Origin of the sequence: Chryseobacterium sp. G0162, from assembly GCF_003815715.1 — a bacterium.
Taxonomy (GTDB): domain Bacteria; phylum Bacteroidota; class Bacteroidia; order Flavobacteriales; family Weeksellaceae; genus Chryseobacterium.
Genome location: NZ_CP033922.1, coordinates 2,996,559 through 3,022,472 on the forward strand (window position 1 = coordinate 2,996,559; position 25,914 = coordinate 3,022,472).

Sequence of the window (25,914 nt, forward strand, 5' to 3'; positions counted from 1 at the left end):
ACGGTTTATGCTTCAGTTTCCTCAGGCAGATCCTCGTCAATTCCGTTATCAACAGCTATTTTTCTTGGCTGAAGGCGGTTGCTCATCAGCTCGTTGTATTCACTTCTGTTGTTGAAAACTTTAATAGCTGTGAAGATCGCTTCTGTAAAACTTTGTTCATCTGCAATGTTTTTTCCCGCTATGTCATATGCCACTCCATGATCCGGAGAAGTTCTGATAAAAGGAAGGCCTGCTGTATAATTTACACCTTCTTCATAAGCGAGAGTTTTAAACGGAGCTAATCCCTGATCGTGATACATTGCTAAGACTGCATCAAAGCTTTTGTATTTGTTCGGCTGGAAGAAGCTGTCTGCCGGGAAAGGTCCGAATGCCAGAATTCCATTATCCGAAAGTTCCTGAATAGCCGGGCTGATGATTTCTATTTCTTCGGTCCCGATTACTCCTCCGTCTCCTGCGTGGGGATTTAATCCCAATACGGCAATCTTAGGTTTTTGAATGCAGAAATCTTCAATAAGTGTCTGGTTCAATACTCTGATCTGCTTTTTGATCTTTTCCTTGGAAATGTTCTCAGCGATCTGAGAAATAGGAATATGATGGGTAGACACCGCTACTTTAAGACCTTCTGTCACCAGAAACATTAATCCTTTTTTACTGAATTTTTCTTCAAAATATCCAGTGTGTCCGGCATGCTTAAAGCCCATTTTTACCATTTCATCCTTGTTGATGGGAGCGGTGACCAAAACGTCAATGTCTCCTTTTATCAAAGCTTCCGTTGCAGCTTCTAAAGAATCAATAGCCATTTGAGTAGATTCTTCTGTAGGAACTCCCAATTCAACGTTAACATTTTCTTTGGTTAGGTTCACCATATTCAGTTTGCCGGCTTGTGCCTGGGAAGCTTCATTTACATAGTTGAAATTAAGATTCAGCTTGAAAATGTTTTTTTGATAAGTAAATAATTTTCCGGAACCAAAAATTACAGGAGTGAAAAAATCCGTAATGGTTTTGTCTGTCAGAGACTTCATGATGATCTCCGGACCGATGCCATTGAAATCACCGATTGAAATTCCTACTCGTACTTTATGGTTTTTTGGGCTCATTTTGATTATCTTTGAAGATTATAATTTACAAATTTAGCAAAAAATAATATGTTCACAGGAATTATTGAAGCAGTTGGTGTTATTGAAAAGATTGAAGAAAAAGGAAGCAACATAGATTTCACCCTGACATGCCCTTTTACAAACGAACTTAAAATTGATCAAAGTCTTGCACATAACGGATGTTGCCTAACAGTGGTTGAGATTAAAGACAATCAATATGTAGTAACAGCTATTAACGAAACCCTTGAAAAAACCAATCTTGGAAAATGGGAACTGGGAACCGTTGTCAATCTTGAACGTTGCATGAAAATGGACGGAAGACTGGATGGACACATCGTTCAGGGACATGTTGATAAAACAGGAGAAGTAGTCGGAATCGAAAATAAAGACGGAAGCTATTTTATTACCATGAAATATGAATCAGACGGAAACTTTGTAACTGTACCTCAGGGGTCTATTACTGTCAATGGAATCAGTTTAACCGTAGCAAAAAGTGAAGATACTCAGTTCTCGGTAGCTATTATCCCTTATACCTGGGAATTTACCAATATGAAACACTTGAAAATTGGTGATAAAGTGAACCTTGAATTTGACATCATTGGTAAGTATATTGCTAGGTTAATTAAAAAGTAGGATGTCATTAAATAAATATAAAGGATATAGTTTAAGGAACCGTGTATTTTTCGGGTTCTTATTGGTATGCTTTTTAAGTGTTGTGGCAACATCACTGGTTCCTTATTTTGTATTGAGAAATAACTCTCTACAGCAGAGTAATATCGATATGCAGGAGAAAACCAATGCTGTAATGAGGTATCTGGATTATGCCGTAAGCCGTACGTTGGTAGAAACAAAAGATCTGCCGAAGGTTTTAGGTAATAAAATCTTTGAGATTGCAGATATTAACCAGCACGATATTGTTATTTACGATCTGAAAGGGAATTATCTGCTTTCCAATAAAGATGAAAGCCTGATCGATCAGAAAACACTTTCTATAGAAATTATCAACAAAATCCTGTCTACAGACGCGAGGGTTGATATGACCAGATACGATGCTGCTAAAGAAGCTAAGCTTACCTCTTCATATCTTTTATTGAAGAACAATGAGCTGGAGCCAATAGGGGTCGTTTATATTCCTTTATATCATAATGAATCTGCTTATCTGGAAGTATTGCATCAGTATGTAAAATATATTCTTTTAGTAGATATATTTCTTATCCTGTTCAGTATCTGGATAAGCTGGGTGACTTCCAACAGCCTGGCAAAAACCATCACGAAGTTTTCTGATATGATTACACGTATTACATTGTTTGAAAATGAAATGCGTCCTATCAGATATTATAAAAATGACGAGTTGAATGCTCTGGCAAGGGCTTACAACAGAATGATTCTGCAAATTCAGGATCAAAAAGAAAGGTTAAGGTTTAAAGCCTCCGAGGAAGCATGGAGAGAAATGGCAAAACAGGTTGCTCACGAAGTAAAGAACCCACTTACTCCTATGAAGCTTACCATTCAGAATTTTGAAAGAAAATTTGATCCCGAAGATCCGAATATCAGAGAAAGAGTTAAGTTGATGAGTAAAACAATGGTGGATCAGATTGACCTGATTGCTACTGTAGCCTCTGCATTCTCTGAATTTGCTAAACTTCCCGAGAAAAATAATGAAGTCATCAATCTGAATACAGAAGTAGAAGATATTCTTCGTGTATTTAATGATGATAGCATCTTCATGCATGCCAACAAGAGTAATATTATGATTAATATGGATAGAATTTATCTCTCCAGAATTATTACCAATCTTGTTACGAATGCCAAGCAGGCGGAAAGTGATGAAAGAAAATTAATTATCAATGTAGATGTAGAACAGCATCAGCGAAGAGTAATTGTTTCTGTTCAGGATAATGGGGTGGGGATTCCTGAAAGTATGTATGAAAGAATTTTTGAGCCTAATTTCACCTCCAAAACCAGTGGAATGGGGCTTGGTTTATCCATGGTAAGAAAAATGATCGAAGATTATAAAGGAGAAATTTCAGTGAAATCAGAAGTAGGAAAAGGGTCTACATTTATCATTACATTGCCTACCAATCTATAGTGAAGCCTTTTACATTTAAACAATTTGAAATTCAGCAATCCAAAGACGTCTTTCGGGTAGGAACAGATGGGGTATTGCTTGGAGCGTTGGCAGATGTGGAGTCTGCTTTTCGTGTTTTGGAGATCGGAACGGGAACAGGCTTGATCTCATTGATGTTAGCTCAAAGGAATCCACAGGCAGATTTTTTAGGACTGGATATCAATGGAGAAGCGGTAGCGTTGACAAAACTTAATTTTGAAAATTCCCCTTTTCATGCAAGGCTGAAAAACATTCATCAGGATTTTAAAACTTTTGAGACTGAAGAACAGTTTGATCTGATCGTTTCAAATCCACCTTATTTTGAAGAATCAGGATCTGATAAAGATAAAATTGCACGCCAGACGGTAGAATTGAATTTTAGGCAGCTTATCGCTCAATCTGCTCCAATTTTATCTGAACATGGACTTCTTTCGGTGGTTATTCCTATTGAGGCCGGAGAGGTCTTTACTTCAATTGCTGAAGAAAATAACCTGTTTCTGAGCAGAAGAGTTAATATCAAAGGTATAGAGAATTCAAAAGCAAAAAGATTGGTTCTGGAATTTTCTTCCAAGGAAAAAAACTTTTTGGAATCTGAATTTATTATAGAAAAAAGTCCGAGAAAATACTCGGACCAATATCTTGAACTCACTAAAGAGTTTCATGTTTTTAAGAAGGCTGGAAACTAGAAAATAAAAATGGATTTTGTAATTAGCTTCTAAGTCTTTTATTCTTATTCAAATAGTTCTGCGGTATCCAATACCGAAACTTTTCCATCTTCACATCTGATGGCTTCCCCAGGGAAGTTCTGAATCATATGGTAATCGTGTGTTGCCATTACTACAGCTGCTCCGTTTTCAAGGGCAACCTGCTTTAGTAAGGTCATGATTTCGTTGGAAGTTTCAGGGTCAAGGTTTCCTGTTGGCTCATCCGCTAAGATAAGGTCCGGGTGGTTAAGAAGGGCTCTTGCAATCGCAATACGCTGTTGTTCACCTCCGGAAAGTTCGTGTGGCATTTTGTGCTTTTTGCTCTTCATGTTCACACTTCCTAATACTTCATTGATTCGGTCTTCTATTTTTATCTTATCATTCCATCCTGTAGCTTCCAGTACGAATTTCAGATTCTTTTCAACAGTTCTGTCAGAAAGTAACTGGAAATCCTGGAATACAATTCCTAATTTTCTTCTTAGGTTAGGAATGTCAGATGGTTTTAGTTTAGCCAGATCAAAACCTACCACAGATCCGTGTCCTGATGCTAATGGAATATGCCCATAAAGCGTTTTCAGAAGGGAGCTTTTTCCGGAACCTGTTTTTCCAATAAGATAGCAGAATCTACCTTTTTTAATGTTAAGATTTACATCAGAAAGAACAGTAAAGTTTTTTTGCGCAATTTTTGCGTGTTGTAAACTTATAATATTGTCTCCGGAGATATTTGTATGTGGCATAATTTAATTTTAAAGGCTATTTCAAACAAAAAATTTTCAATCTTTAAAAGTAAAAAAAAGAAGTCTATTTGACTCTAATTTTAATAAATTTTAACAACAAAAAATGCCTGAAAAGCAACTTTTCAAGCATTTTTTGTATATGATAATAAAAAAGATTATCTCTTAGCGCGTGAAGCACTTACAGTTAAACTCTTTCTGCCTTTAGCTCTTCTAGCAGCCAAAACTCTTCTTCCATTTGGCGTAGACATTCTTTCTCTGAAACCGTGTTTGTTTCTCTTTTTTCTTTCTGATGGCTGGAATGTTCTTTTACTCATTACTATATGTTTAAATCGTAATTAATCTATTAATTTTCAGGTTGCAAAGATATATAATTTTTTATAAGATACAAACTTAAATTATCTTTTTTTAAAATTATCTGTCATGTTTTTTTTTCAAATATTTACAAACCCTTATGTAAACCTGAATTTCTCCCTGCAAAAATAATATTTAAATGATTTATATAAAAGCTCTATCTTTGAAAACTTAAATTTTAACGAAAATAAACACAAGATGTTTACACCAGCAGAACTTTTAGAGATCAATACATTACTTACCCCTGAAAACAAAATAGTTATTCTTACCCACTATAATCCGGATGGTGATGCTATTGGTTCCAGTCTGGGATTGAAACATTATTTAAAGGCAAAAGGAATCTATGCAGAGGTGATTGTACCGAACGATTTTCCAAAGTTTCTGAAATGGATGCCGGAAGCTAAAAAAGTAATTATTGCAGAATACAAAAGAAAACTGGCTGCTGATATGATTGCAGCTGCAGATGTTATTTTCTGTCTGGATTTTAATTCTCCTTCAAGAATCGGTTTATTAGGAGACTGGCTGGTAAAGGCTCAGGGGAAGAAAATTCTTATTGACCATCACCAACAGCCGGAACCATTTGATTTTGTCTACTCTGATACTGTAATTCCTGCTACTTCACAGATGATCTATCATTTTATTGAAGCAATGGAAGATGAAAAACTGGTGAATCAGGATATGGCAGAATGTATGTACACAGGAATTATGACTGATACAGGAGGATTCCGTTTTCGTTCAACAAGTGCTACCACGCATAGAATTATTGCTAACCTAATTGAAAAAGGAGCAGATCCAGCGATGATTACTTCCAATACCTGGGATACCAATACCGTTTCCCGTCTTCATTTGCTTGCTTTGGTTTTAGGAAGAATTGAAGTGGTGAATGATGGTACAGTGGCAATCTTAAGTCTTACAAGAAATGAACTTAAAGAATTTGGATTCCAGAAAGGAGATACGGAAGGCTTCGTGAATTATGGATTAAGCATTGCCGGAGTAAAAATGTCTGCATTCTTTATGGAAGATCTGTATGATGACTTTATCAAGATCTCATTCAGAAGTAAAGATGATGTAGATGTAAACCAATTTTCCAGAAAATACTTTAACGGTGGCGGACACATCAATGCAGCAGGGGGTAAATCCAATGATTCTTTGTCGGGAACTATAGAAATATTTAAAGCAAGGTTGATCGAAGAGAATTTGTAGAAAGAGTTGTGAGATAGATTAATACAATTTTGTGATAGTCTAAAACCCTAAAACTCTCCAACGCTCAAACCTTGGTATATCCCTTTTCCTCAAGTTCCAAGCAAGTATATTCGTATACCTGCCGAAACATTTCGTCCATATATTTTTTGTTAAAAAGACTATATTTCGTCATTTTAGGTGGATCTAAAAATATATTACAATACTTTACCTTTGAATAGACTGATTTTGCAATGGCTAAATGGAGAATCCGGTCGAATTCTTTCATGAGGCTCATCTTATTTAATTCATCATAGCTTATAGAGTTGACATGAGAGGCGATCAGGAAATCACACTTATCCATAATGGGCTCAATGGGCAAGTTGTCAAGAACGCCGCCATCTACATAGATTTTTTCACCCATTCTTACTGGAGGTAGGATGAAAGGGACACTTGACGAAGCCAAAAGTGGAGTGAAAAGTTCGCCTTCAGAGAAGAAATCAACAATTCCATGAGTCATTTCCGTGGTAGCAACATAAACAGGGATTTTCAGAATGTTGAAGTTGTCTTCCGGGAAATAATCTTTGAAGAGTTTTAAAATAAAAGTAGAACTGAAAATTCCATTTTTTGATAGTTTCAAGGCAGACCGTGAAAAAAATGAAGTCTGTTTTACAATTTCCATCATTTCATCCGGTGTTTTTCCAAACGAATAAAAAGCAGCAATGATAGAGCCTGCACTGGTCCCTGAAATAATATGAGGTTTAAGATTGTATTCTTCCAGTGCTTTTAAAACAGCAATATGTGCAATTCCACGCATTCCTCCGCCTGAAAGTGTAAGTCCGATAACCTGCGGTTTCGGTGGTGTCTTTTTTTTGAACGAGAATATTCCCATCGAGAAAATTATACCTTACTAATATACAGGATTTTTCTAAATGTTTAGGGTTCATCACATTCAGAATCAATCTTAATGAAAAGTGCATTGAATTCATTATTCATTTTTTCATCACGAGTAACTCTTTGTACTTTGTCGTTGGCACAGTTTCCCCAGCCAAATGTAATCAGGTCAATGAGGGCATAATCTCTTTTGTCTGATGAATTGAGTTGTTCGTTGAACTGATTCATAATACGTTGTGGGTCACTATTTCTTTTGCTCATCTCTTCACGAAGTTTTTTCCACTCCGCAAATCTTTGTTCATCGGTTGAATTTAATGCTTTAGAAAAGTTGGAGCAGCTATTGTTTTTAAGAAGGATGGAAGGATCAGAGTAAGCGATGATCTGAATTTTTTCCATTTCATACGTTTGAACAAGCTCTTCAAGACTCTTATTTTTAACATTCTGCCAATAAGGGGTATTGATAACTTTCAGATTCATGATTTGTGCTTTTCTTTCCGCAAAATCTTTATCCAGTTTTGCCAGAACCTGCTCTTTGTTATTCCTTATATCATTAAGATCTTTAAGATTGTGAACGAAAGGAGTGTCTAACAGAGATCCGCTCAGTTCAAACCAAAGTTTGTAAGTGTCTTCAAGTTCTTTTCTGGAGTATTTATTGCTGTCGAAATATCCTTTATTATCACATAGTTCCGTTCCAAAATTAAATACCTCCTGCTTAGGCTGAATGGCTGTTACAGTATCAGTTTTTGGAGATGATACCTGAACTGTATCATTTAGAGTGCTGGGAGTAGGCAGGTTTTCCTTTTTACAGCTTAAGAATGAAAGCAGAAGGAGGGTAGTAATAGCAATTCTCATGGTTTTACAATACTAATTTTTTAGGAAGATTATGCAGAAGCTCCGTATTAATGATTTCGGCACAGATGCCTGGCTTTTCCCAATGGCCGTTGTGACCGCAGTCTAATATATAGGATTTGATATTCGTTCTGTCCGGAAGATTTTTGATCGTAATATCTGTTTTTACGGCATTGTCATGTTTGCCGGCCAAAACCAGAATTTTGGCTTCCAGATTTTGCATAATATGTTTTTTATCTGTTCTTTCCACCATACCTTTTACGCAAGCAAGAGCTCCCCTATTGTTTGTGGAAAGTGCTGTTTCCAATGCGATCTCAATTTTACCTTCGAGAATGTCTCTTTCATTGGGGTTGAATAGATTGGGAATTCCAGCTCTGACATAATGGGGGAAAGCATCTTTAATGATTCTATAGCTTTTGATACGCTGTTGTTTTTTCTCTTCGTCATCTGCAAAATAAGTAGAGAAGAAAAGGGTTAAGCTCTTTAATGTTTCAGGATATTTTTCTGCAAAAGCAAGAGATGTATATCCGCCCATAGAATGTCCCAATAAATGTACCTTTTCCAGATTCTGGTGATCCAGCACTTTTTTTACTTCATCAGCCATCAGCTCCATGGTATGGATTTCTCCCAGGACCTCAGATTGTCCGTGACCGGGAAGATCAATTTTTAAAAGTGAAAAAGTGTTAGAAAGATGGGGTTCCATATCGCTCCAAATGGATAGGTTTTCCATAAAACCGTGAAGGAGTACTAACGTTTCTTTTCCATTTCCTTTTCTTTCAAAGTTCAGCATGATTCCAAAATTATAGAGGTTAAAATAATGCAGTGTTCTGTTGGCTGCAGCTCCGTTTTCCTTTCAAATGTAAACAAAAAAGAGCATTTTAAAAATGCCCTTTCTTTTTTATTGAGTTAATTCTTTATAAATCTTTGTTTCCCAAGGTTTGATATCCGTTACTCCATAGCGTTCTTTTTTAGCAATAGCCAGATTGTCGAGCATGTCTACAAAATTTTTGTAGTTGGCTTCATCAGTAGGTTTGATAATGACTGTGAAATTTTCTGGTTTTGGAGCGTTTTTATAAGCTTCAGAAATGATTTTTGAAACTTTTATTCCACTGAAATCAGTTTCTTTTAAGTTGCTTGTATTTAGATCCTTTGCATTGCTTTGATGATAAAAAATGCGATTATCTTTTCCCAGAATAAATGTAATCTGGTTTTGGTCTCCAATTACAGTCTCAATGGGTCTAGGGTTGGGGTCTTTTGCAGGGAGCCTCAGGTCCATCACGTTGGGTTTTGTAAAATTAGTAGTAAACATAAAGAAGGTGATCAGCAGGAATCCTAAGTCTACCATAGGAGTCATATCTACCCTGATTAATTTTTTCTTTTGCTTGCCGCTTTGTTTCTCTTGTGCGATTACTTCAGCCATAATTAATATTTTAAATGTTAAACGGTATTTGATGAAAACTTTGAAAATCCGATCGTGATTTTGAAAAATTGATACAAAGTTGATGCCTAAAATTTAAAATATGCAATAAATTTTCAATTTTGTTAAAGTGTTATCCTTAAATAATGTTAAAAATAACTATCCAATGTGTTGAATGTGAATAATCTGTTTTAATGGTGGAAATAAAAAACTCACACTAGATAAGTGTGAGTTTAAAAACTTTATGTAAAATTATTTACTTGCTTTTCTTGAAGTAATTAACACCGCATTCCAGAAACTTCTTGAAGTCTTCCTTCGGCATATATCCTGAAACAGGAGTATTGATTACTTTTCCGTCAGGAGTTATTAAAACGTAGTGAGGCTGAGAATTGTTATTGAAATTAACCTGTTGGAATAAGCTCCATCTGTCCCCAATGGTTTTAACCTTTTTGATTTGTCCATCCCCAAGGTCAATCTTTGTTTTTTGATCTTCAGGAAGTTCTTCTTTGTCGTCTACATACAGAGAAGCTAAAACAATATCATTTTGAAGAATAGGAAGAATATCCGGTTCGCTCCATACAAACTCTTCCATTTTTCTACAGTTTTCACAACCATAACCTGTAAAGTCAATTAAGATAGGTTTGTTTTCCTTTTTAGCAATTTCTATCGCTTTAAAGAAATCATGTTCAGGATGCATTCCTAAGATACCATCTTTTTCATCATGGAAATAACTTACATTCAATGGAGGTAAGATTCCACTTAATAACTGAAGTTTTGGACGTTCAGAAGGAATCAACCCTTGAATCAGGTAGATTACAAAACCAAATCCTAATACCCCTAATATTTTTCTTGTGATTGAAATTTTAGGTTTTTTATCATCATGCGGAAACTTGATTAATCCGAATAAATATAAAGCCAAACCTAAAGCAATAATGATCCAGATTGCAATGAAAAGTTCTCTTTTTAAGAAGAAAGTCTTAGATACAAGATCTGCTTTTGATAAGAATTTTAAAGCTAAAGCCAATTCTACAAAACCTAAAACAACTTTTACAGTATTCATCCATCCTCCTGATTTTGGAAGACTCTGTAATGCTTGTGGAAATAAAGCCAGTAATCCAAAAATAATTGCCCAGGCTAATCCAAATCCTGCCAGTGCAAATGTTAATAACATAGGAACATTCGAAGAACCGGTTACAGCACTTCCTAATAAACTTCCCAGAATAGGTCCTGTACAAGAGAAAGAAACAATTACCAGCGTTAATGCCATAAAGAAAATACCGATGATCCCACCAGCTTCCTCAGCTTTTGAAGACTTGTTGGCAATAGAGCTAGGCAATGTAATATCATAATACCCGAAGAAACTTCCGGCAAAGAAGATAAATATAATAAAGAAGGCAATATTCAGCCATACACTTGTAGAAATCTCATTGAAGATATTTCCTGCAATTCCGTCAATAATGTGGAAAGGAATACTCAGTAAAACGAAAATAAGAAGAATGAAAAATCCATAGATCAAGGCATCTCTTTTACCTTTTGCTTTGTCCTTATTTCCTTTCGTAAAGAATGAAACGGTTAAAGGAATCATCGGGAATACACATGGCGTAAGTAAAGCAATTAGCCCTCCGATAAATCCTAAGAATAAATAGGTCCAGTAGTTCTCATCTACCTTTGTAGAAGCAGTTCCGCAATCCGTTAATGGTTTTTTGAAATCAAGTGTTTCAATTTTCAGCTGTTTAGGATCCAATTTCGAAGTTTCAGTAATGGTCATCTCCGTTTTAGCTGGATTTTCAGTAACGGTTTCAACAGCTTTTACAGAATCTTTTGCAGGCTCCACAGTCTCTTTAGTAACAGCTTCCTCTGTAACCCCTTTTGGAGTTATTTTTTGATTGAATTCTAAAGTGTTTGGAGCAAGACAAACTCTGTCATCACAAGTCTGATAAGTGATTTCAGAAGTAACATCAGCGGGTTTAGTAGGATCCTTCAGTTTGAATTTTTGTTTAAATCCAGCGGTGTTAGAATAAAAAACAATAGTTCCTCCAAAAGCTTCAGAAAATTCTTCATGTTTTTTACCTACTTCAGTAAACTTTCCAATCAGCTCAATATTTTTTCCTGAAACTTTATACTCCGTAGGAATCCCCGTATCTTCAGGAAGATCTTTAGAGTAAATGTGCCAGCCTTTTTCCATGGTAGCATTCAACACCGCCTCATACTGGTTGTTGCCCAGATCGTTGATGGTAAATTTAAACTTTACAGGATTTTTTATCTGCGCATTAATCCCTGTTGCTAAAAACAGCAGAATTAATAAAAACCAATTTCTAAATTTCATTGTTCATTTCATTAAAAATTTTAAGACTTCATTCAGTCTTCTCATTCTTTGTATATCTTCTATCCTGTCTGAAAGGAATGATCCCAAGTATAGAATCATTGCTGTCAGCCATTATTCAGATTTTTTGCCTCGCTAAAATAGATAATTTTTCGTCCCTAAAAAACTTAGAAACTTTCTTTTTACCCCAGATGGGTAAAATATTCAGTCTCCTAATAAATTTGTAATAGGGGTGTTGCTTTTTCTCTTATTTCTAAATCATTATTAATTTTGTTAATAAATAACTCTATTTCAGTATAAAATACTTGCAAAAAATTAATTTAAGTTTTTTAAAATATCCTCTACAGAAGCCCTTTTCTTATAGTCTGGGTCAAAATGTCTCCATGTAATTTCTTTAGCTTCATTAAGTATAAATGTTGCAGAAACAGGAAGTCTTCCCGAATTATCTGACCTGCTTTTAGTGAAATCATCTTTCAGTTTTGAGTTATAGAAATTCAGGGTTTCACTGTCAGGAGTATAAAGAACATCAAAGGCCTCTGCAATTTTATAGCCTTCATCATATAAAACAGTATACTCAGTTTTTGTTTTATTGATTGTTTTTTCTATGAACTCTGGTTTTTCTGGAGATATAATAACGAGTTTAGCGTTTTTGGATTGTAGTTCGGGTGCGATATTCTGTAATGTTTCGATATATTGATTACAAAACGGGCACCACTGCCCTCTGATAAAAACAACAACCATTTTTTTGTTTTCTTTTGATGAAGAAAATGTATTACCTAAATGATCTTTAGCATTGAAATTATCAATCTTATCTCCAATCATTTTTCCTTTTACCTGATCAGAAGTTTTGCCGGAGAGAGGAGTTTTTTTTCTTAAGACAGATGCTCCAACTTCTAAAAACTGTTCTGGATTATAATAACCAAAATCATATTGAACCAGTTTGCCCTTTGGATCTAAGAATAAAAAAGAGGGATAGTTTACAACTTTAAACTCTTTTACCAGTTTTACGCCTTCTTTCTCAGCGTCTATAGCAATATTTACAAAATTTTTGTTGAACATCTCTCCAATTCGGGGATCGGTGAAAGTATTCTTTGCCATAAGTTTACAAGGTCCACACCAGGTAGTATACAAATCAATGAAAATAAGTTTATTTTCTTTAGCTGCGATTTTTTTCGCTGCCTCTAAATCAATTTTTTGAAAATTGATACCAATGTTTTGTGCATTAAATAAAACTCCTGCTAATATGAGGAGACTCAATATTATTTTTTTGAACATAATGTTTCTTTTTTTATATGTTCCATTAAAAAAGGAAAATCACCCGTTAATTAAATTATTTTATGTAATAAATTGATTTTCAGGTTGAAAAAATACTGTTATTTCTTATTTTTTTGATTTGTTCAACACATTTATACTTTTGATTCTGGGCATTATGCCTGCTGGAATATTGGTATTTGTTCTGGATTTCCTCAATACTTTTATTTTCAATAAAAATATCATGGATCAGATTCTGACAATGCAGAGAGATAGATTTAACATAACCAACCAGCTTTTCCCAATAATATTTTTCATTTTCAATAGCAGAATTAATTTCCTGGTAGTTTTCTGTAAAATAGTTTTCAGGAGACTCTACATAAAAATTTCTGTTTCTCAATCTTTTTAACCACAAATTTTTAGAAATTCCAATGAGATAATTTCCCAGGCAGGTTTGGATCTTGAAATTGTCAGCATGTAATTTTTCATAGAGGATCAGCAGCGCATCTTGGAAAATATCTTCCGCATCTTCCAGATTACCTTTATTTTTAAGGATAAATTTTTTTGTATATCCGAAATACTGTTGGTATAAAACACCAAAAGCTATATTGCTGTCTTTTTTAAAATCATCAACAGCTAATGAATTAGTTGTTCTTCTGTCCATACTACAGTTATCTTTTTTTGAGTATTTCTATCGGTCTGATACCTGCGGTCCTGTCTTAGAGGGATTACTCCCAGAATATGGTTCCTTGAATCACACAATAACCAACTCTTTTCCCTTACCAGAACAGATAGTTTCTCGTCTCTAAAAAATTTAGAAACTTTCTTTTTACCCGAAAAACCTATTGGATAAAACTCATCTCCATCCTGCTGTTTTCTCAAATAGAGTGGAAAGTGAAGCTTTTCAGCATCAAAATCCCATTCAAATCTTTTATTGATTTCATTAATGTTTTCAATATGATTTACGAGATTGATGGTGGTTTGGTTTTCGGAAAAATCAAAATGATGGATCAGTATTATTTCTTCTTCGATTTCCGATACATTATTTTTCTCCATAAAAATCAGTTCATCACGATTGATTATCAACTGATATTCTTTTGAAAAAAAAGAACGGTTATTTTCTGCTTTAAAAATTTTAGGGATTTCTTCCTCTTGGTTGAAGCCGTATTTTTTTAAAATTTCAAATTTCACGAAATCGCTTTCCTGATCCAGCTTTTCCTTTGATAAGATTTTATGGTCTGGGTTAAATATCGTAAGGCGATTTTCTATTTCCTGAATCTGTTTCTGGACAAAATCTTTGGTTTGATTTAGATATAAAGAACTTTTTTTGAAGTTTTCCAGAAAGTGATCATTGGTTTCCAGTAATTTCGGAACAATTTCATTTCTGATTTTGTTTCTCAGATAATCACTCTTTTTATTGGAAAGATCTTCCCGGAACTCAATATTGTTTTCTTCTGTAAACTGATAAATTTCCTGCTTGGAGAATGGTAAAAGAGGACGGAGGATATAATTGTCATTGGCAGGAATACCACTCAGACCATTAATTCCTGCAGCTTTGGAAAGATTAATGATGAACGTTTCCAGCTGATCGTTCAGGTGATGGGCCGTAACCAGGTATTCCAGATTTTCCTTTTCCTGAATTTCTTTAAAAAAAGTATAGCGGAGTTCTCTGGCCCAAAGCTGAATAGAATTGTCTGGTTTTCGATCCTTTTCCGAAACTTCATACAGATGGAACCTGATATGATTTTTCTCACAAAAATCCTGTACTACTTTTTGATCCCTATCTGAATCTTCTCCCCGGAGTTTATAATTGATATGAGCCACCTGAAATGAACTCTCAGAATTCTGCTTTTCATCTCTCAAATCGCGGAATAATGAGACCAGAGCCATAGAGTCAGCCCCTCCGCTTACTGCTAAAAGATAGGAGTGGTTTTCCGGTCGGTGAATAAGGTTTTCTAATTGTTTTCTGAAGCTTGATTTTTTCAACATAGGTGTTGAGAATTTCTTTTATACAAAGATAATCCATATAATTCAATTGAATTTTCCTAACTTTGAGTAGTCTAAAAATGATTACTTATGAAGATTTTAAAAATTTTAGCGGTTTCTGCAATGGCGTTGGGGATGACCTCTTGTGTAAGCAAGAAGCAGTATGATGCCTTAAGCACAAACTATAAGCAATGTATTGAAAATATCGGAGAAAGACAGAGAGAAATTCAAGATTTGAAATCTCAAAACTCTGCATTATCAGGTGAAAATAATTTATTAAAAAGCCAGCATGATGCTTTAAAATCATCATTGGATGCATGTCTTTCCAATACAGGAAAAAGCTCTGCTAATATTGATAAGCTTGTGGGAGAAATCAACGCTTCCAACTCATATATCAAGCAGCTAATTTCAAGCAATGCTAAAAATGATAGCTTAAACCTTGCTTTGTCTAACAAGCTGAAGAGATCTTTAGATAATGTATCAGATGAAGATGTACAGGTGAAAGTGTTGAAGGGTGTAGTAATGATCTCCCTTTCAGATAAAATGCTATACAAAACAGGAGATTACACGATCTTACCGGCAGCTCAGGAAGTGCTAGGTAAAGTAGCTAAGGTAATCAATGATTATGATAAATATTCAGTATTGATTGAAGGTAATACAGATAATGCTCCATTAAATTCAGTAAACTTACCAAGAGATAACTGGGATCTTTCTGCATTAAGAGGTACTTCTGTTGCTAAGGTTCTTCAGACTCAGTTTGGAGTAGACCCTGCAAGAATTACAGCAGGAGGTCGTTCTGAATACAACCCGAAAGCAACCAATATGAGTGTTTCCGGAAGAGCAGAAAACAGAAGAACAGAAATCATCATTATGCCTAAGCTGGATGAGTTCATGAAACTGATGGATATTGCTCCAAAGAAATAATGAAATTATAATAAAAAATAAATCCCGAAGAAATTCGGGATTTATTTTTTTAATCAAATTAATTCTTCTTTTTTCAAAAGGGAAATAATTCGTCGTAAAAAATGATTGGATATTTCAGTCTTGTCTTTTTTTGCAGAAGACTGTATACTTCCTTTTGGAGGTACTTTTTTTTGATTCTCATGGTTAGTTTGTGGTTGATCTTCTGCAATCATTTTGTTTTCTAGTGTTTTTACCCCTTCGTTCTCTTTGCAAACTTATCATTAATACTACAGAAAAAACATCCGTATTTTCACGGTATTTTGTATGGGATTTTTCCCAAAAGTTTCATTGTTGAATTCTCTAAGATATTTTATTTTAAATATAATTATTTGATTAATAAAAGAATGCGTATATTTAAATCTCCGTAAGAGGAAATAAAATCAGAGGTATCCGAAAATCTTAAAGAGTAGGAAATTAATACTAAACAAAATAATTATGAAAAATTCAAAAAAACTTTCAAGAGGAGAAATGAAAACTGTAAAAGGTGCTATTACAGGGTGTAATCCACAGATATTTTGTACTAGTCCACAGACAAAATGTTGCCCAGGATGGGTTTGTGCCGGTATAAGACAATATTGTATAGCCATATAATAATTTTTTACTTAAAAGTTAGATATGCCTAAGAAAAAAGAGAGGAATTAATTCCTCTCTTTTTTGTATCTTATACTCAACAGAGGCGGTTTGTTTAAAAAGAAGTTTAAAATCCTTAAATTTGTTTAAATTAAAATGGTATGAGTTTTTTTGAAGAAAAGAATCCTGAAATGGATAGATATTTGGAAGCACATGCTTCCTCAGAATCCGAAATTCTGAAAAAGCTGAGAAGAGAAACTTATCAGAAAACCACACAGCCTCATATGATTTCGGGCTATCAGCAGGGAAGATTGCTTACGATCATATCCCAAATGCTACGGCCTACAAACATTCTTGAAATCGGGACATTTACCGGATATGCTACACTGTGCCTGGCTTCAGGATTAGCAAAAGATGGTAAAATTACTACGTTGGATGTGAATGAGGATCTTGCTTATCTTCCGAAAAAATATTTTGAATCCAGCGAATACGCTGCTCAGATTGATTTCAAACTTCAGGATGCGAAAGAATTCTTACAAGAAACAGATGAGTTTTTTGACTTGATTTTTGTAGATGCCGATAAAGAAAACTATGCAGACTATTTCAAACTGATAAAACCTCATACAAAGTCAGGATCAGTAGTGATGTTTGATAACGTTTTATGGTATGGAAAAGTACTGGAAGAAAATCCAAAACTGAAATCCACGCAGTCTATTCAGGAATTGAATGATTTAGCAGCAAAAGACGAAGATTTTGAAAATCTTATTTTACCTTTGCGTGATGGAGTCAACTTCCTTCGCAGGAAGTAATTAAATGAAAAGATTAAGAGATTTGGAAGTTATAGAATGATGTAATATCCAAATCTCTTAATTTCCTAATTTCTAAAAGAATAAAATGAATAAAGGAATTTGTGTTGTAACAGTAGCACCCGTGAGAGCAGAAGGTTCTGACAAGGCAGAGATTGTTACGGAAATATTGTTTGGAGAAAGTGTAGATATTTTAGAAGTGAATAAAAACTGGACTAAAATAAAAATGCATTATGATGGTTATGAAGGATGGATGGATACCAAACAGCTAAAAACGGTAACAGAAGAAGACCTGGCCAATAGAAAAGTGACTGTAGTTACGGAAGACTTTTCCTCTGTTATAATGAATGATGGTAAAACTTTGTTATCAATGGGTTCTGAAGTGGAATTTCCTGTGGTAGCGTCAAGAAGAAGCCACGATGTAAGGGAAAGTGTTGCTCTTACAGCCAAAGAATTCCTTAATGTGCCTTATCTATGGGGTGGTAAAAGCTTTTTTGCGGTAGACTGCTCCGGATTTACTCAATTGGTTTACAAAGTTCACGGTATTAAGATTCCGAGGGATGCTTCACAGCAGGCAGAAATAGGGGAAGACCTTACTTTTGTGGAAGAAACGAAGCCGGGAGACTTAGCCTTCTTTGAAAACGCTGAAGGAAAGATTATCCATGTTGGTATTATGCTGGAGAACCAGAAAATTATTCATGCATCAGGAAAAGTGAGAATTGATACACTGGATTCTACCGGAATCTTTAATAAGGAAATGAATAAACATACTCATAAACTGAGAGTACTTAAAAGCATTATTTAAAACATGAAAACTTCCGGCATATTATTAATTGTAAACACTCTTTTACTGGTTGTAATCTGGATCTTTACAGGAATTAAATATGCTGAGTTGCCTGATGTAATTCCTACGCATTTTGATTTTCAAGGGAATGTTGATGGAGAATCAGGAAAGGCAACAATTTGGGTTTTACCCTGTATTGCTACTTTTATTCATCTTCTTTTTATAGGAATAAAAGATCCCAATTCATCCCTTTTGAATGTTCCTCAAAGTTTTCGTAACGAAAGAACGCTGAAACTGTATTTGTTTTCTCTGGAACTTCCTGTGATGGTTTTGTTTTTGGATATTATTGTTGAAAGCATTCGTGTTGCAGAAGGAAAGCAAACAGAGCTTAGCGATGCTGTTTTCTTTATTTTAGGAACAATGATGATGATAATTGGAATAGGGCTTATAAAATCATTTCGGGAAGGTAAAACAAAGTCTAACGGCTAGATCTATCAAAATTGAATTTACTTTATAATATATTTATCAGTCTTCTGATTTTTGGAATGAAAGTTTTCTCATTATTTAATGATAAAACTAAAAAAGGCGTTGAGGGAAGAAAGCAGTCTTTAGATAAGGTAAAATCTGCTTTTTCAAAAACAGATAAGGTGATCTGGATGCATGCTGCCAGTTTAGGAGAATATGAGCAGGGTTTGCCTGTACTGGAAAGGCTTAAGGATCAGTTTCCAGATCATAAAATCCTGGTAACATTCTTTTCCCCGTCAGGATATGAAAATGTAATTAAAAAGAAACATATTGCAGATGTAATCTGTTACCTCCCATTTGATAGAAAGAATACTGTAAAAGAATTTATCTCACAATTTGATGTTAAACTATTTTTTACGGTTAAGTATGACTACTGGTATAATCTGCTTGCAGTACTACGAGAGAAAAATGCAAAGATCTATGTGATTTCTGCTTTATTCTACGAGAGTCAATCTTTTTTTACCTCGTATGGGAAATGGTTTGTGAAACAGCTTAAGCAAAATGTAGACTGGTTCTTTCATCAGACCCAATTCTCATTGGCTTTGGCTAAAAGTGTAGGACTTGTGAAGTCTTCTATAACAGGAGATACCAGGTTTGATAGGGTAAAACAACTTCGAAATCGTGATAACCAAGTTGAGTATATTACAGACTTTATAGCAGATCAGAAAGCTGTTGTTTTTGGGAGTTCCTGGCAGGCAGAGGAGAAAATAGCAGAAATGATTTCCCGTAAAAATAACACGATCAAAATAATCATTGCTCCTCATGATTTGAAGAGGGTAGAGCACCTGAAAAATATCTTTCCTGATGCTTTATTGTATAGCGAAATTAAGAAATCTGAGTCTTTAATCTTTAAGCCTCAAATCTTAATTATAGATAGTATAGGATTGCTTTCAAAGCTTTATTCCTATGCTGATATAGCAGTCGTAGGTGGGGGATTCCATGATGCAGGGCTTCATAATATTCTGGAGGCTGCCACATTTGGCGTTCCGGTTATCTTTGGAAATCATTATAAAAAGAATCCTGAAGCAGACGATCTTATTAACAAAAATGGAGGGAGGTCTTTTGCAGACGAAGCCACGGCTGCAGAATTCGTGTTATTTCTTGCTAATAAGGATCATGAAGAAGAACTTGCAGAAATGGCTGAAAAGGCAAAGAATTTCGTTGATGAAAAACCCGGTTCTACAGAAATGATCCTCCATAAAATCCTATCTTAAGAATCCCTGGCTTTTGATGTTCTTCATGATTTGATCAATATTTTCAGGAATACGATCACACTCAAACCAATTTAAATCAAGACCATTGTTAATGCATAGTTTTTGGAGATAATGATTTTCAGATATTTTTTGCTGTAGGGTTCTTAAAAGTTCATCAAATTCCATCCAATAATCTTCATCCAGTTTTTTAATGATAGTGAGAGACTTGAATATTTTATTGATGATGTAAATGTAAAGTTTGTAAACATTATCAAATCGTTGTCTGCTCAGATCATTATTGTGATCTAATATTCTATCAATCATCAGAAGATTGAGGGATACCTCCCCGAATTTATCTGTTGTTATTTTGATATGTTCAGTGATTTCTGCACTGATTTTTCGGATAATGGTCAGGAAATACTTAGTGTTGCCAATATATTTTGATGCCAAAAGAATTTTTTCTTCTACATTTTGTTCCATGGCATTTCTCTTATCGTCAGTAGTTTCCGGATCAATAAGCTCGAAATACAGTTTTTTAGATAATAATTTATCTTTTCTCAGGAGCCTGAAAATAAGTTTGTCCTTCTCTGTGCTTGAAAAAGCACTCAGTGCCGCCTTAAACTCTTTTGAATACTCCATTAGTTGAATATTTTTGAATATTTTAGAAATCCGTTTATTGCCCAGTTTGCCGTATAATACAATGATTTTACAGTGGAGAATCCCATAAAGTCTTTATATACGAGGTACTGATCTTTAATAATATTTTTTTTATTTCTGGAAACACTGTTCTCACGCATTCTGTATTTCGCCATCGTTTTATTGATAGGCATTCCTTCCGGAATTACTTTCAGTAGATTTAACCACATTACATGGTCTTCACGCTTGCTTTTTACCGGGAACAGAAACTTTCCGACTCTTTTAGTGTCATACATCGTAGAGACCGGTGCCAGTCGGCAGGTTTTCAATAAATTGGAGAAAGTAACAATTTTATCTGCAAGAAAATCTTTTAATATGGGCTGGAGCTGCTCATCACATCTTGAATAATTACAGTAGACAAGCTCTGCATTGTGTTCCTGCATATAACCTGTCATGATCTCAAGGTATTCAGGGTACCAAAAATCATCAGAATCCAGAAATGCAATGTACCGGCCCTCAGCTCTCTCAAGACTATTGTTTCTTGCATTTCCTGCCCCACCATTTTTCTCCAGAACCTGAAGTTTGATTCTTGGGTCATTATACTTTCTGATGATCTCAACCGTGTTATCCTTAGAAAGATCATCAGTAATGAGCCATTCCCAGTTTTCATAGGTTTGATTCAGAACAGACTGTATTGTTTCTTCTATAAAATCAGCAGAATTGTAGCAGGGAGTAATAATGGAGACCAGGTCTTTCATTCGTGTTGTAAAATATCGGTAAAATTATAAAAATCTTTTTTCATAAAGGTGCCATGAAGCGATTCCGACTCCAATAACCACAAACATACATACAATACTCATAAGATATGGATTGTAGTTGGCAAAAAGTCCCAAAGTAGCAAATACTCTGATGATAGGGAAGTGGAAGATATAAATTCCGTACGTGAAATCCCCGTATTTTCCAAAATTATTCAGGAACTTGAAGGAATAAGCAATATACAGGACGATAATGCTAATCATTATGGGCGAGAATAGTTTTATTTTAAAAATAAGATCAATCCAAACCGTAAGGATAGCAATGATGAAAAGGGTGTTTTTATGCTGAATAAACTTATCAAAATGAAAATAAAGAAGCATTCCGCCAATAAAATAGCATAATGAACCTGGAAGCTGCCTTGAAAGTGCTGCTTTTCCGGACATTTCAAAATAATTAAGATAAATGAGAGATAGAAAGTATAAAACAATCAGACTGATAGTACGGTATTTATTATTTTTTCCAAACAGTAAAAACATCAGCGGAACTGCTATGTAAAAACACATTTCGATCTTAAGAGTCCATAAAGCTCCGTTTACCGCTTGATTTCCAAATACCCCCGGAAGCCATGGAGCTTTAAAATTGAGGAATATTGAATTCCAGAACAAATATTTATACACCTGTGTATTGCTGAAGTATTCGGAGAATGGTAAAGTACTCACCAGGCTCAATAGAGTAGCACAAAGGAATACAACAAGTAAATAGGCAGGAACAATCCTGTTGAACCTTTTCTTAGCGTAGCTTTTCAGGCTGGAAGATCTCTCGTAGCTTCTTGCAATTAAGAAACCACTTACAATGAAAAACGAGAAAACAGCAACTTCAACAGGGCTATGGGTTAAAAAGGAAAGCTTTTCAGAAGCACTTAAAGCACCCAAATGTCCAACGAAGACAATAAAAGCGAGGAGAACACGGATGAAGTCAAAATTGTTTTTCGTTATAGCCTGCATTTTTTTTCTTTCCTACAAAAATAACTTTTTTAATAAAACAGAGGTATTTTCAAATGTTCAATATTTGTTAAATAAAGAGAATATGGCCTCATGCTATTTTAAAATATGTATAAATAAAAGCCGATAAAATAATTTTTCACAAAAAATAGTAATATAAATCAAAAAAATTATAATTTTAGCGCTTGAAAAAATTGATCTATGAAGAAATTAGCACTACTATTTTTTGGTTTATCATTATTGGTAACTACCGGCTGTAATAATAGCAACGATATTGTTATAGATGAACCTGTTATTGGACTCTGGCAACCGCTAAAAGAGGTGGTTACTACCGTTGAGGTAGGGGAGCAGCCAATTTCAGATGTGATTACATATACCGACTGCCAGAAACAATCCAGATGGTGGTTCAGTACGGAAATAACCGGGAAAAGAATAGATGTGGAGGATCCTACTACAGGAACAGCCTGTAATATTTTACCTGATAAAAACTTTACATACTCATACGATAAAAGTGGTAAAACCCTTCAGATCAAATATCAGGGAGTGGTAGCACCGGTGAATACAAAAGTTATGACACTGGATGCAACAACGCTCAATTTATCAATTAGAGAAGAAACCGAAGATCCTACGATATACAAAACAAGAACTATTACTTTTAAAAGAGTGAACCCTCAGTCTTAATAGTGTCCTTCAAGATATAATAAAGGTCTCATCTTCGGGTGAGACCTTTCTGTTTTACAGGGAATGGTAATTCATCATAAATTAAATTTCTATTTCCTTTAAAATCATTATTTTTGTGAATCTTGTTTTACAAGAAAAACAATTCGATATTAAAGTCTAACATATAAACATCTATATAAAGTGTTTTACGATCATCAGCAGATAGAAAAAAAGTGGCAGAAATACTGGGAGGACAATCAAACATATAAAACTTCCAACAATACCGATAAACCTAAATTTTATGTACTCGATATGTTTCCGTACCCATCCGGAGCAGGACTTCACGTAGGACATCCGCTAGGATATATTGCGTCAGATATCTATGCGAGATATAAAAGACACCAGGGGTTTAACGTTCTCCACCCGGTAGGTTATGACAGCTTCGGGCTTCCTGCTGAGCAGTATGCAATCCAGACAGGACAACATCCCGCTATTACTACAGAACAAAATATCAACAGATACGAGGAGCAATTAAGAAAAATCGGATTCTCATTTGACTGGAGCAGAGAAGTAAGAACTTCTGATGCCTCTTATTATAAATGGACCCAGTGGATTTTTATCGAACTGTATCACTCCTGGTATAATAAAAATACAGACAAGGCAGAATCTATTGATACTCTAATCAAACATTTTGAAGAAAAAGGGACAGAAGGATTAAATGCCAATCAAAACGATGAATTGAATTTCACCGCTGAAGAATGGACTAATGCTTCTGCTATTGATAAAGAAGATATCTTATTAAACTATCGTCTTGCTTTTAGAGCAGAGACTACAGTGAACTGGTGCCCTGCTTTAGGAACAGTTTTAGCGAATGATGAGATAAAAGACGGAAAATCTGAAAGAGGAGGTTTCCCTGTGTTCCAAAAGAAAATGATGCAGTGGAGCATGAGAATTTCTGCTTACTCTGAAAGACTGTTACAAGGTCTTTCTACATTGGACTGGCCGCAACCGTTGAAAGATGCTCAGGAATACTGGATCGGAAAATCTCAGGGAGCACAGGTTCAGTTCCAGGTAGAAGGTCACAACGAAATTGTTGAGGTTTTCACTACAAGACCTGATACCATCTTTGGAGCAACCTTTATGGTATTGGCTCCGGAAAATCCTTTAGTGGATACTATTACTACAGAGGCTCAAAAAGCAGAAGTAGATACTTATATAGAAGAAACTTCCAAGAAAACCGAAAGAGACAGAATGTCTGACGTGAAAAACGTGAGTGGAGCTTTCACAGGAAGTTATGTAATCAACCCATTCAGCGGAGAGAAAATGCCAATCTATATTTCAGACTATGTATTGATGGGATATGGAACAGGAGCTGTAATGGCTGTTCCTGCACATGACGAACGTGACCACAGATTTGCAAAGAAATTTAATTTAGAAATTAAAAAAGTAGTTGAAACAGAAGAAGACGTTCAGGAAAATTCTTTTGACTCTAAAGACTCTGTTTGTGTAAACTCAGATTTCTTAAACGGATTACATTATGCTGAAGCCAAGTCCAAAATAATTTCTGAAATTGAAACGAAAGGTATCGGTCACGGAACGACGAACTACAGACAACGTGATGCTATTTTCTCCAGACAACGGTATTGGGGAGAACCGGTTCCTATATATTATAAGGATGGAATGCCATACACATTACCTGTTTCTGCATTACCATTAGAACTCCCTGAAGTTGAAAAATATTTGCCAACGGAAGATGGAGATCCACCACTAGGAAATGCTAAAACATTTGCATGGGATGAGGTGAACCAGAAAGTAGTTTCTACAGATTTAATTGATGACCAAACAATATTCCCATTAGAATTATCTACAATGCCAGGTTGGGCTGGAAGCTCATGGTATTTCCTTAGATATATGGATCCACAGAATGATGGAGAATTCAGCGCAAAGAACCTTTCAGATTATTGGGGACAAGTAGACTTATATATAGGAGGTAGCGAGCATGCAACCGGTCACTTATTATATTCACGTTTCTGGAATATGTTCTTAAAAGACAGAGGATATATCAATCATGATGAGCCTTTCCAGAAATTAATCAACCAGGGAATGATCCTGGGGATGAGTGCATTCGTATATAGAATTGATGGTACTAATCAATATGTATCTAAAAATTTAGCGAGCGAATATCAGACTCAGCAGATCCATGTTGATGTATCCTTATTAAAAGGAACATCTGATGAATTGGATACTGAAGCATTCAAAGCATGGAGACCAGACTATGCTCATGCAGAATTTATTCTGGAAGATGGAAAATACATCACAGACCGTGAAGTAGAAAAAATGTCCAAGTCAAAATACAATGTAGTAAACCCTGATGATATTTGTGATGAATATGGGGCAGACGGACTAAGATTGTATGAAATGTTCTTAGGACCATTAGAGCAATCCAAGCCTTGGAATACACAGGGGCTAAGCGGAGTATATGGTTTCCTTAAAAAATTCTGGAACCTTTATTTCAATGGAGAGGTATTTGAAGTTTCTGAAGAAGAACCTACAAAAGCAGAATATAAAGTTTTGCATACCTTAATAAAGAAAGTCGTTTACGATATTGAAAACTTCTCTTTCAATACCTCTGTATCATCATTTATGATCGCTGTAAATGAGCTTCAGAAATTAAAATGTAACAAACGCAATATTTTAGAACCACTAGCCGTTATCATTTCTCCATATGCACCGCACATTTGTGAAGAATTGTGGAGTTTATTAGGTCATGATACCTCTATCGAATTCGAGAAGTTTCCGGCATTAAACGAAGATTATCTAATCGAGGATGAAATTGAGTATCCGGTAAGTGTAAATGGTAAAATGAAGTTCAAAATTTCTCTTTCAGCTCAATTATCTGCTAAGGAGGTAGAAGATTTGGTGATTTCAAATGAGAAAATGCAACAGATTTTGGAGGGTAAAACCCCTAAAAAAATCATTGTAGTCCCTCACCGTATTGTGAATATCGTAATTTAAAAAAAAATTAACATTGGGAAATTAAAAAAAATGGGTGTTTTATTTTTTTGATTTTTTAATTCAAATGTTAAATTTGGGGAAAATAAATAAAATATTTAAGAATAATTATT

General features: G+C 34.9%; 26 protein-coding genes. 12 read left to right on the top strand and 14 right to left on the bottom strand.

The genetic code is table 11. From position 1 onward, the window contains the following. Positions 1–5: 5 nt before the first annotated feature. The gene (gene pdxA / locus EG344_RS13610) at positions 6–1,097 is read right to left on the bottom strand and encodes a 4-hydroxythreonine-4-phosphate dehydrogenase PdxA (protein WP_123909882.1); all 1,092 of its coding nucleotides are present in this window, start codon (positions 1,095–1,097) and stop codon (positions 6–8) included. A 48-nt stretch (positions 1,098–1,145) separates the two neighbouring features. Between pdxA and EG344_RS13615 the strand changes: the two genes are divergently transcribed. Genes EG344_RS13615 through EG344_RS13625 form a run of 3 tightly spaced genes read left to right on the top strand, consistent with a single transcriptional unit; the run spans position 1,146 to position 3,890 of the window. After that, positions 1,146–1,730, top strand: a complete 585-nt coding sequence (locus tag EG344_RS13615; RefSeq protein WP_123909883.1) for a riboflavin synthase — start codon at positions 1,146–1,148, stop codon at positions 1,728–1,730. A 1-nt stretch (position 1,731) separates the two neighbouring features. After that, positions 1,732–3,186 carry a sensor histidine kinase gene (locus EG344_RS13620; protein ID WP_123909884.1) on the top strand — a complete coding sequence of 485 codons (1,455 nt, stop codon included), beginning with the start codon at positions 1,732–1,734 and terminating at the stop codon, positions 3,184–3,186. Continuing rightward, on the top strand, positions 3,186–3,890 hold the full coding sequence (locus EG344_RS13625) for a tRNA1(Val) (adenine(37)-N6)-methyltransferase (RefSeq protein ID WP_123909885.1): 705 nt from the start codon (positions 3,186–3,188) through the stop codon (positions 3,888–3,890). The genes EG344_RS13620 and EG344_RS13625 overlap by 1 nt, the downstream gene beginning before the upstream one ends. A gap of 44 nt (positions 3,891–3,934) precedes the next feature. Here the strand turns inward: EG344_RS13625 and EG344_RS13630 are convergent, their stop codons facing one another. Continuing rightward, positions 3,935–4,645: a cell division ATP-binding protein FtsE gene (locus EG344_RS13630; RefSeq protein WP_123909886.1), complete on the bottom strand. Its 711-nt coding sequence runs from the start codon at positions 4,643–4,645 to the stop codon at positions 3,935–3,937. Positions 4,646–4,800: 155 nt separating this feature from the next. Next, a complete protein-coding gene (gene rpmH, locus EG344_RS13635; RefSeq protein ID WP_040997588.1) occupies positions 4,801–4,959 on the bottom strand; it encodes a 50S ribosomal protein L34 in 159 nt (52 codons plus the stop codon). Between the two features lie 235 nt (positions 4,960–5,194). Between rpmH and EG344_RS13640 the strand changes: the two genes are divergently transcribed. Then, on the top strand, positions 5,195–6,199 hold the full coding sequence (locus EG344_RS13640; RefSeq protein WP_123909887.1) for a DHH family phosphoesterase: 1,005 nt from the start codon (positions 5,195–5,197) through the stop codon (positions 6,197–6,199). A 64-nt stretch (positions 6,200–6,263) separates the two neighbouring features. Here the strand turns inward: EG344_RS13640 and EG344_RS13645 are convergent, their stop codons facing one another. The 8 genes from EG344_RS13645 to tilS all read right to left on the bottom strand — a co-directional run bounded on the left by EG344_RS13645 (position 6,264) and on the right by tilS (position 14,898). Further along, entirely contained in the window at positions 6,264–7,067 is an 804-nt protein-coding gene (locus EG344_RS13645) for a patatin-like phospholipase family protein (RefSeq protein ID WP_123909888.1), read from the bottom strand. 44 nt (positions 7,068–7,111) lie between these two features. Then, a complete protein-coding gene (locus tag EG344_RS13650; RefSeq protein WP_123909889.1) occupies positions 7,112–7,921 on the bottom strand; it encodes a hypothetical protein in 810 nt (269 codons plus the stop codon). A gap of 4 nt (positions 7,922–7,925) precedes the next feature. After that, on the bottom strand, positions 7,926–8,708 hold the full coding sequence (locus tag EG344_RS13655; RefSeq protein ID WP_123909890.1) for an alpha/beta fold hydrolase: 783 nt from the start codon (positions 8,706–8,708) through the stop codon (positions 7,926–7,928). Positions 8,709–8,816: 108 nt separating this feature from the next. Next, positions 8,817–9,338 (bottom strand): biopolymer transporter ExbD, encoded by a 522-nt coding sequence (locus EG344_RS13660; protein ID WP_123909891.1) that lies wholly within the window; start codon positions 9,336–9,338, stop codon positions 8,817–8,819. Between the two features lie 253 nt (positions 9,339–9,591). Further along, positions 9,592–11,661 (bottom strand): protein-disulfide reductase DsbD family protein, encoded by a 2,070-nt coding sequence (locus tag EG344_RS13665; RefSeq protein ID WP_123909892.1) that lies wholly within the window; start codon positions 11,659–11,661, stop codon positions 9,592–9,594. 312 nt (positions 11,662–11,973) lie between these two features. After that, positions 11,974–12,933, bottom strand: coding sequence for a redoxin domain-containing protein (locus EG344_RS13675; protein WP_123909893.1), 960 nt, complete (start codon positions 12,931–12,933; stop codon positions 11,974–11,976). A gap of 79 nt (positions 12,934–13,012) precedes the next feature. Then, on the bottom strand, positions 13,013–13,573 hold the full coding sequence (locus EG344_RS13680; protein ID WP_123909894.1) for an RNA polymerase sigma factor: 561 nt from the start codon (positions 13,571–13,573) through the stop codon (positions 13,013–13,015). Then, positions 13,546–14,898 (bottom strand): tRNA lysidine(34) synthetase TilS, encoded by a 1,353-nt coding sequence (tilS, locus tag EG344_RS13685; RefSeq protein ID WP_123909895.1) that lies wholly within the window; start codon positions 14,896–14,898, stop codon positions 13,546–13,548. The genes EG344_RS13680 and tilS overlap by 28 nt, the downstream gene beginning before the upstream one ends. 87 nt (positions 14,899–14,985) lie before the next feature. On the opposite strand from tilS, the gene EG344_RS13690 reads away from it, so the two are divergent. From EG344_RS13690 to EG344_RS13710, 6 genes are all read left to right on the top strand, one after another. After that, the gene (locus EG344_RS13690) at positions 14,986–15,819 is read left to right on the top strand and encodes an OmpA family protein (RefSeq protein ID WP_123909896.1); all 834 of its coding nucleotides are present in this window, start codon (positions 14,986–14,988) and stop codon (positions 15,817–15,819) included. A gap of 474 nt (positions 15,820–16,293) precedes the next feature. Next, on the top strand, positions 16,294–16,449 hold the full coding sequence (locus EG344_RS24520; RefSeq protein ID WP_410493975.1) for a CCPGW family putative bacteriocin: 156 nt from the start codon (positions 16,294–16,296) through the stop codon (positions 16,447–16,449). A 140-nt stretch (positions 16,450–16,589) separates the two neighbouring features. After that, complete coding sequence (locus EG344_RS13695; protein ID WP_123909897.1) at positions 16,590–17,237, top strand: O-methyltransferase; 648 nt, start codon at positions 16,590–16,592, stop codon at positions 17,235–17,237. A gap of 85 nt (positions 17,238–17,322) precedes the next feature. After that, positions 17,323–18,039, top strand: a complete 717-nt coding sequence (locus EG344_RS13700) for a C40 family peptidase (protein WP_123909898.1) — start codon at positions 17,323–17,325, stop codon at positions 18,037–18,039. A gap of 3 nt (positions 18,040–18,042) precedes the next feature. After that, the gene (locus EG344_RS13705; RefSeq protein ID WP_123909899.1) at positions 18,043–18,507 is read left to right on the top strand and encodes a DUF1648 domain-containing protein; all 465 of its coding nucleotides are present in this window, start codon (positions 18,043–18,045) and stop codon (positions 18,505–18,507) included. 11 nt (positions 18,508–18,518) lie between these two features. After that, positions 18,519–19,757 carry a 3-deoxy-D-manno-octulosonic acid transferase gene (locus EG344_RS13710; protein WP_123909900.1) on the top strand — a complete coding sequence of 413 codons (1,239 nt, stop codon included), beginning with the start codon at positions 18,519–18,521 and terminating at the stop codon, positions 19,755–19,757. Here the strand turns inward: EG344_RS13710 and EG344_RS13715 are convergent. The 3 genes from EG344_RS13715 to EG344_RS13725 are packed head-to-tail and all read right to left on the bottom strand — an operon-like array spanning position 19,749 to position 22,132. Continuing rightward, complete coding sequence (locus tag EG344_RS13715) at positions 19,749–20,375, bottom strand: deoxyuridine 5'-triphosphate nucleotidohydrolase (RefSeq protein ID WP_123909901.1); 627 nt, start codon at positions 20,373–20,375, stop codon at positions 19,749–19,751. The two genes, EG344_RS13710 and EG344_RS13715, sit on opposite strands and share 9 nt — an antisense overlap. Beyond that, on the bottom strand, positions 20,375–21,130 hold the full coding sequence (locus EG344_RS13720; protein ID WP_123909902.1) for a glycosyltransferase family 2 protein: 756 nt from the start codon (positions 21,128–21,130) through the stop codon (positions 20,375–20,377). The genes EG344_RS13715 and EG344_RS13720 overlap by 1 nt, the downstream gene beginning before the upstream one ends. A 24-nt stretch (positions 21,131–21,154) precedes the next feature. Next, entirely contained in the window at positions 21,155–22,132 is a 978-nt protein-coding gene (locus EG344_RS13725) for an acyltransferase family protein (RefSeq protein WP_123909903.1), read from the bottom strand. 198 nt (positions 22,133–22,330) lie between these two features. Between EG344_RS13725 and EG344_RS13730 the strand changes: the two genes are divergently transcribed. Together EG344_RS13730 and leuS are read left to right on the top strand one after the other, a co-directional pair. After that, positions 22,331–22,810 (top strand): lipocalin family protein, encoded by a 480-nt coding sequence (locus tag EG344_RS13730; protein WP_123857939.1) that lies wholly within the window; start codon positions 22,331–22,333, stop codon positions 22,808–22,810. Positions 22,811–22,990: 180 nt separating this feature from the next. Continuing rightward, positions 22,991–25,804 (top strand): leucine--tRNA ligase, encoded by a 2,814-nt coding sequence (gene leuS / locus EG344_RS13735; protein ID WP_123909904.1) that lies wholly within the window; start codon positions 22,991–22,993, stop codon positions 25,802–25,804. Positions 25,805–25,914: the final 110 nt, after the last annotated feature.

Coding starts and splice junctions, on each gene's coding strand:
- EG344_RS13725 (WP_123909903.1), bottom strand. CDS start 22,132: ATGCAGGCTATAACGAAAAACAATTTTGACTTCATCCGTGTTCTCCTC.
- rpmH (WP_040997588.1), bottom strand. CDS start 4,959: ATGAGTAAAAGAACATTCCAGCCATCAGAAAGAAAAAAGAGAAACAAA.
- EG344_RS13705 (WP_123909899.1), top strand. CDS start 18,043: ATGAAAACTTCCGGCATATTATTAATTGTAAACACTCTTTTACTGGTT.
- EG344_RS13695 (WP_123909897.1), top strand. CDS start 16,590: ATGAGTTTTTTTGAAGAAAAGAATCCTGAAATGGATAGATATTTGGAA.
- EG344_RS13655 (WP_123909890.1), bottom strand. CDS start 8,708: ATGCTGAACTTTGAAAGAAAAGGAAATGGAAAAGAAACGTTAGTACTC.
- EG344_RS13620 (WP_123909884.1), top strand. CDS start 1,732: ATGTCATTAAATAAATATAAAGGATATAGTTTAAGGAACCGTGTATTT.
- EG344_RS24520 (WP_410493975.1), top strand. CDS start 16,294: ATGAAAAATTCAAAAAAACTTTCAAGAGGAGAAATGAAAACTGTAAAA.
- EG344_RS13730 (WP_123857939.1), top strand. CDS start 22,331: ATGAAGAAATTAGCACTACTATTTTTTGGTTTATCATTATTGGTAACT.
- EG344_RS13650 (WP_123909889.1), bottom strand. CDS start 7,921: ATGAGAATTGCTATTACTACCCTCCTTCTGCTTTCATTCTTAAGCTGT.
- EG344_RS13690 (WP_123909896.1), top strand. CDS start 14,986: ATGAAGATTTTAAAAATTTTAGCGGTTTCTGCAATGGCGTTGGGGATG.
- EG344_RS13675 (WP_123909893.1), bottom strand. CDS start 12,933: ATGTTCAAAAAAATAATATTGAGTCTCCTCATATTAGCAGGAGTTTTA.
- EG344_RS13640 (WP_123909887.1), top strand. CDS start 5,195: ATGTTTACACCAGCAGAACTTTTAGAGATCAATACATTACTTACCCCT.
- EG344_RS13700 (WP_123909898.1), top strand. CDS start 17,323: ATGAATAAAGGAATTTGTGTTGTAACAGTAGCACCCGTGAGAGCAGAA.
- EG344_RS13680 (WP_123909894.1), bottom strand. CDS start 13,573: ATGGACAGAAGAACAACTAATTCATTAGCTGTTGATGATTTTAAAAAA.
- EG344_RS13665 (WP_123909892.1), bottom strand. CDS start 11,661: ATGAAATTTAGAAATTGGTTTTTATTAATTCTGCTGTTTTTAGCAACA.
- EG344_RS13630 (WP_123909886.1), bottom strand. CDS start 4,645: ATGCCACATACAAATATCTCCGGAGACAATATTATAAGTTTACAACAC.
- EG344_RS13615 (WP_123909883.1), top strand. CDS start 1,146: ATGTTCACAGGAATTATTGAAGCAGTTGGTGTTATTGAAAAGATTGAA.
- tilS (WP_123909895.1), bottom strand. CDS start 14,898: ATGTTGAAAAAATCAAGCTTCAGAAAACAATTAGAAAACCTTATTCAC.
- pdxA (WP_123909882.1), bottom strand. CDS start 1,097: ATGAGCCCAAAAAACCATAAAGTACGAGTAGGAATTTCAATCGGTGAT.
- EG344_RS13720 (WP_123909902.1), bottom strand. CDS start 21,130: ATGAAAGACCTGGTCTCCATTATTACTCCCTGCTACAATTCTGCTGAT.
- EG344_RS13660 (WP_123909891.1), bottom strand. CDS start 9,338: ATGGCTGAAGTAATCGCACAAGAGAAACAAAGCGGCAAGCAAAAGAAA.
- EG344_RS13715 (WP_123909901.1), bottom strand. CDS start 20,375: ATGGAGTATTCAAAAGAGTTTAAGGCGGCACTGAGTGCTTTTTCAAGC.
- EG344_RS13645 (WP_123909888.1), bottom strand. CDS start 7,067: ATGGGAATATTCTCGTTCAAAAAAAAGACACCACCGAAACCGCAGGTT.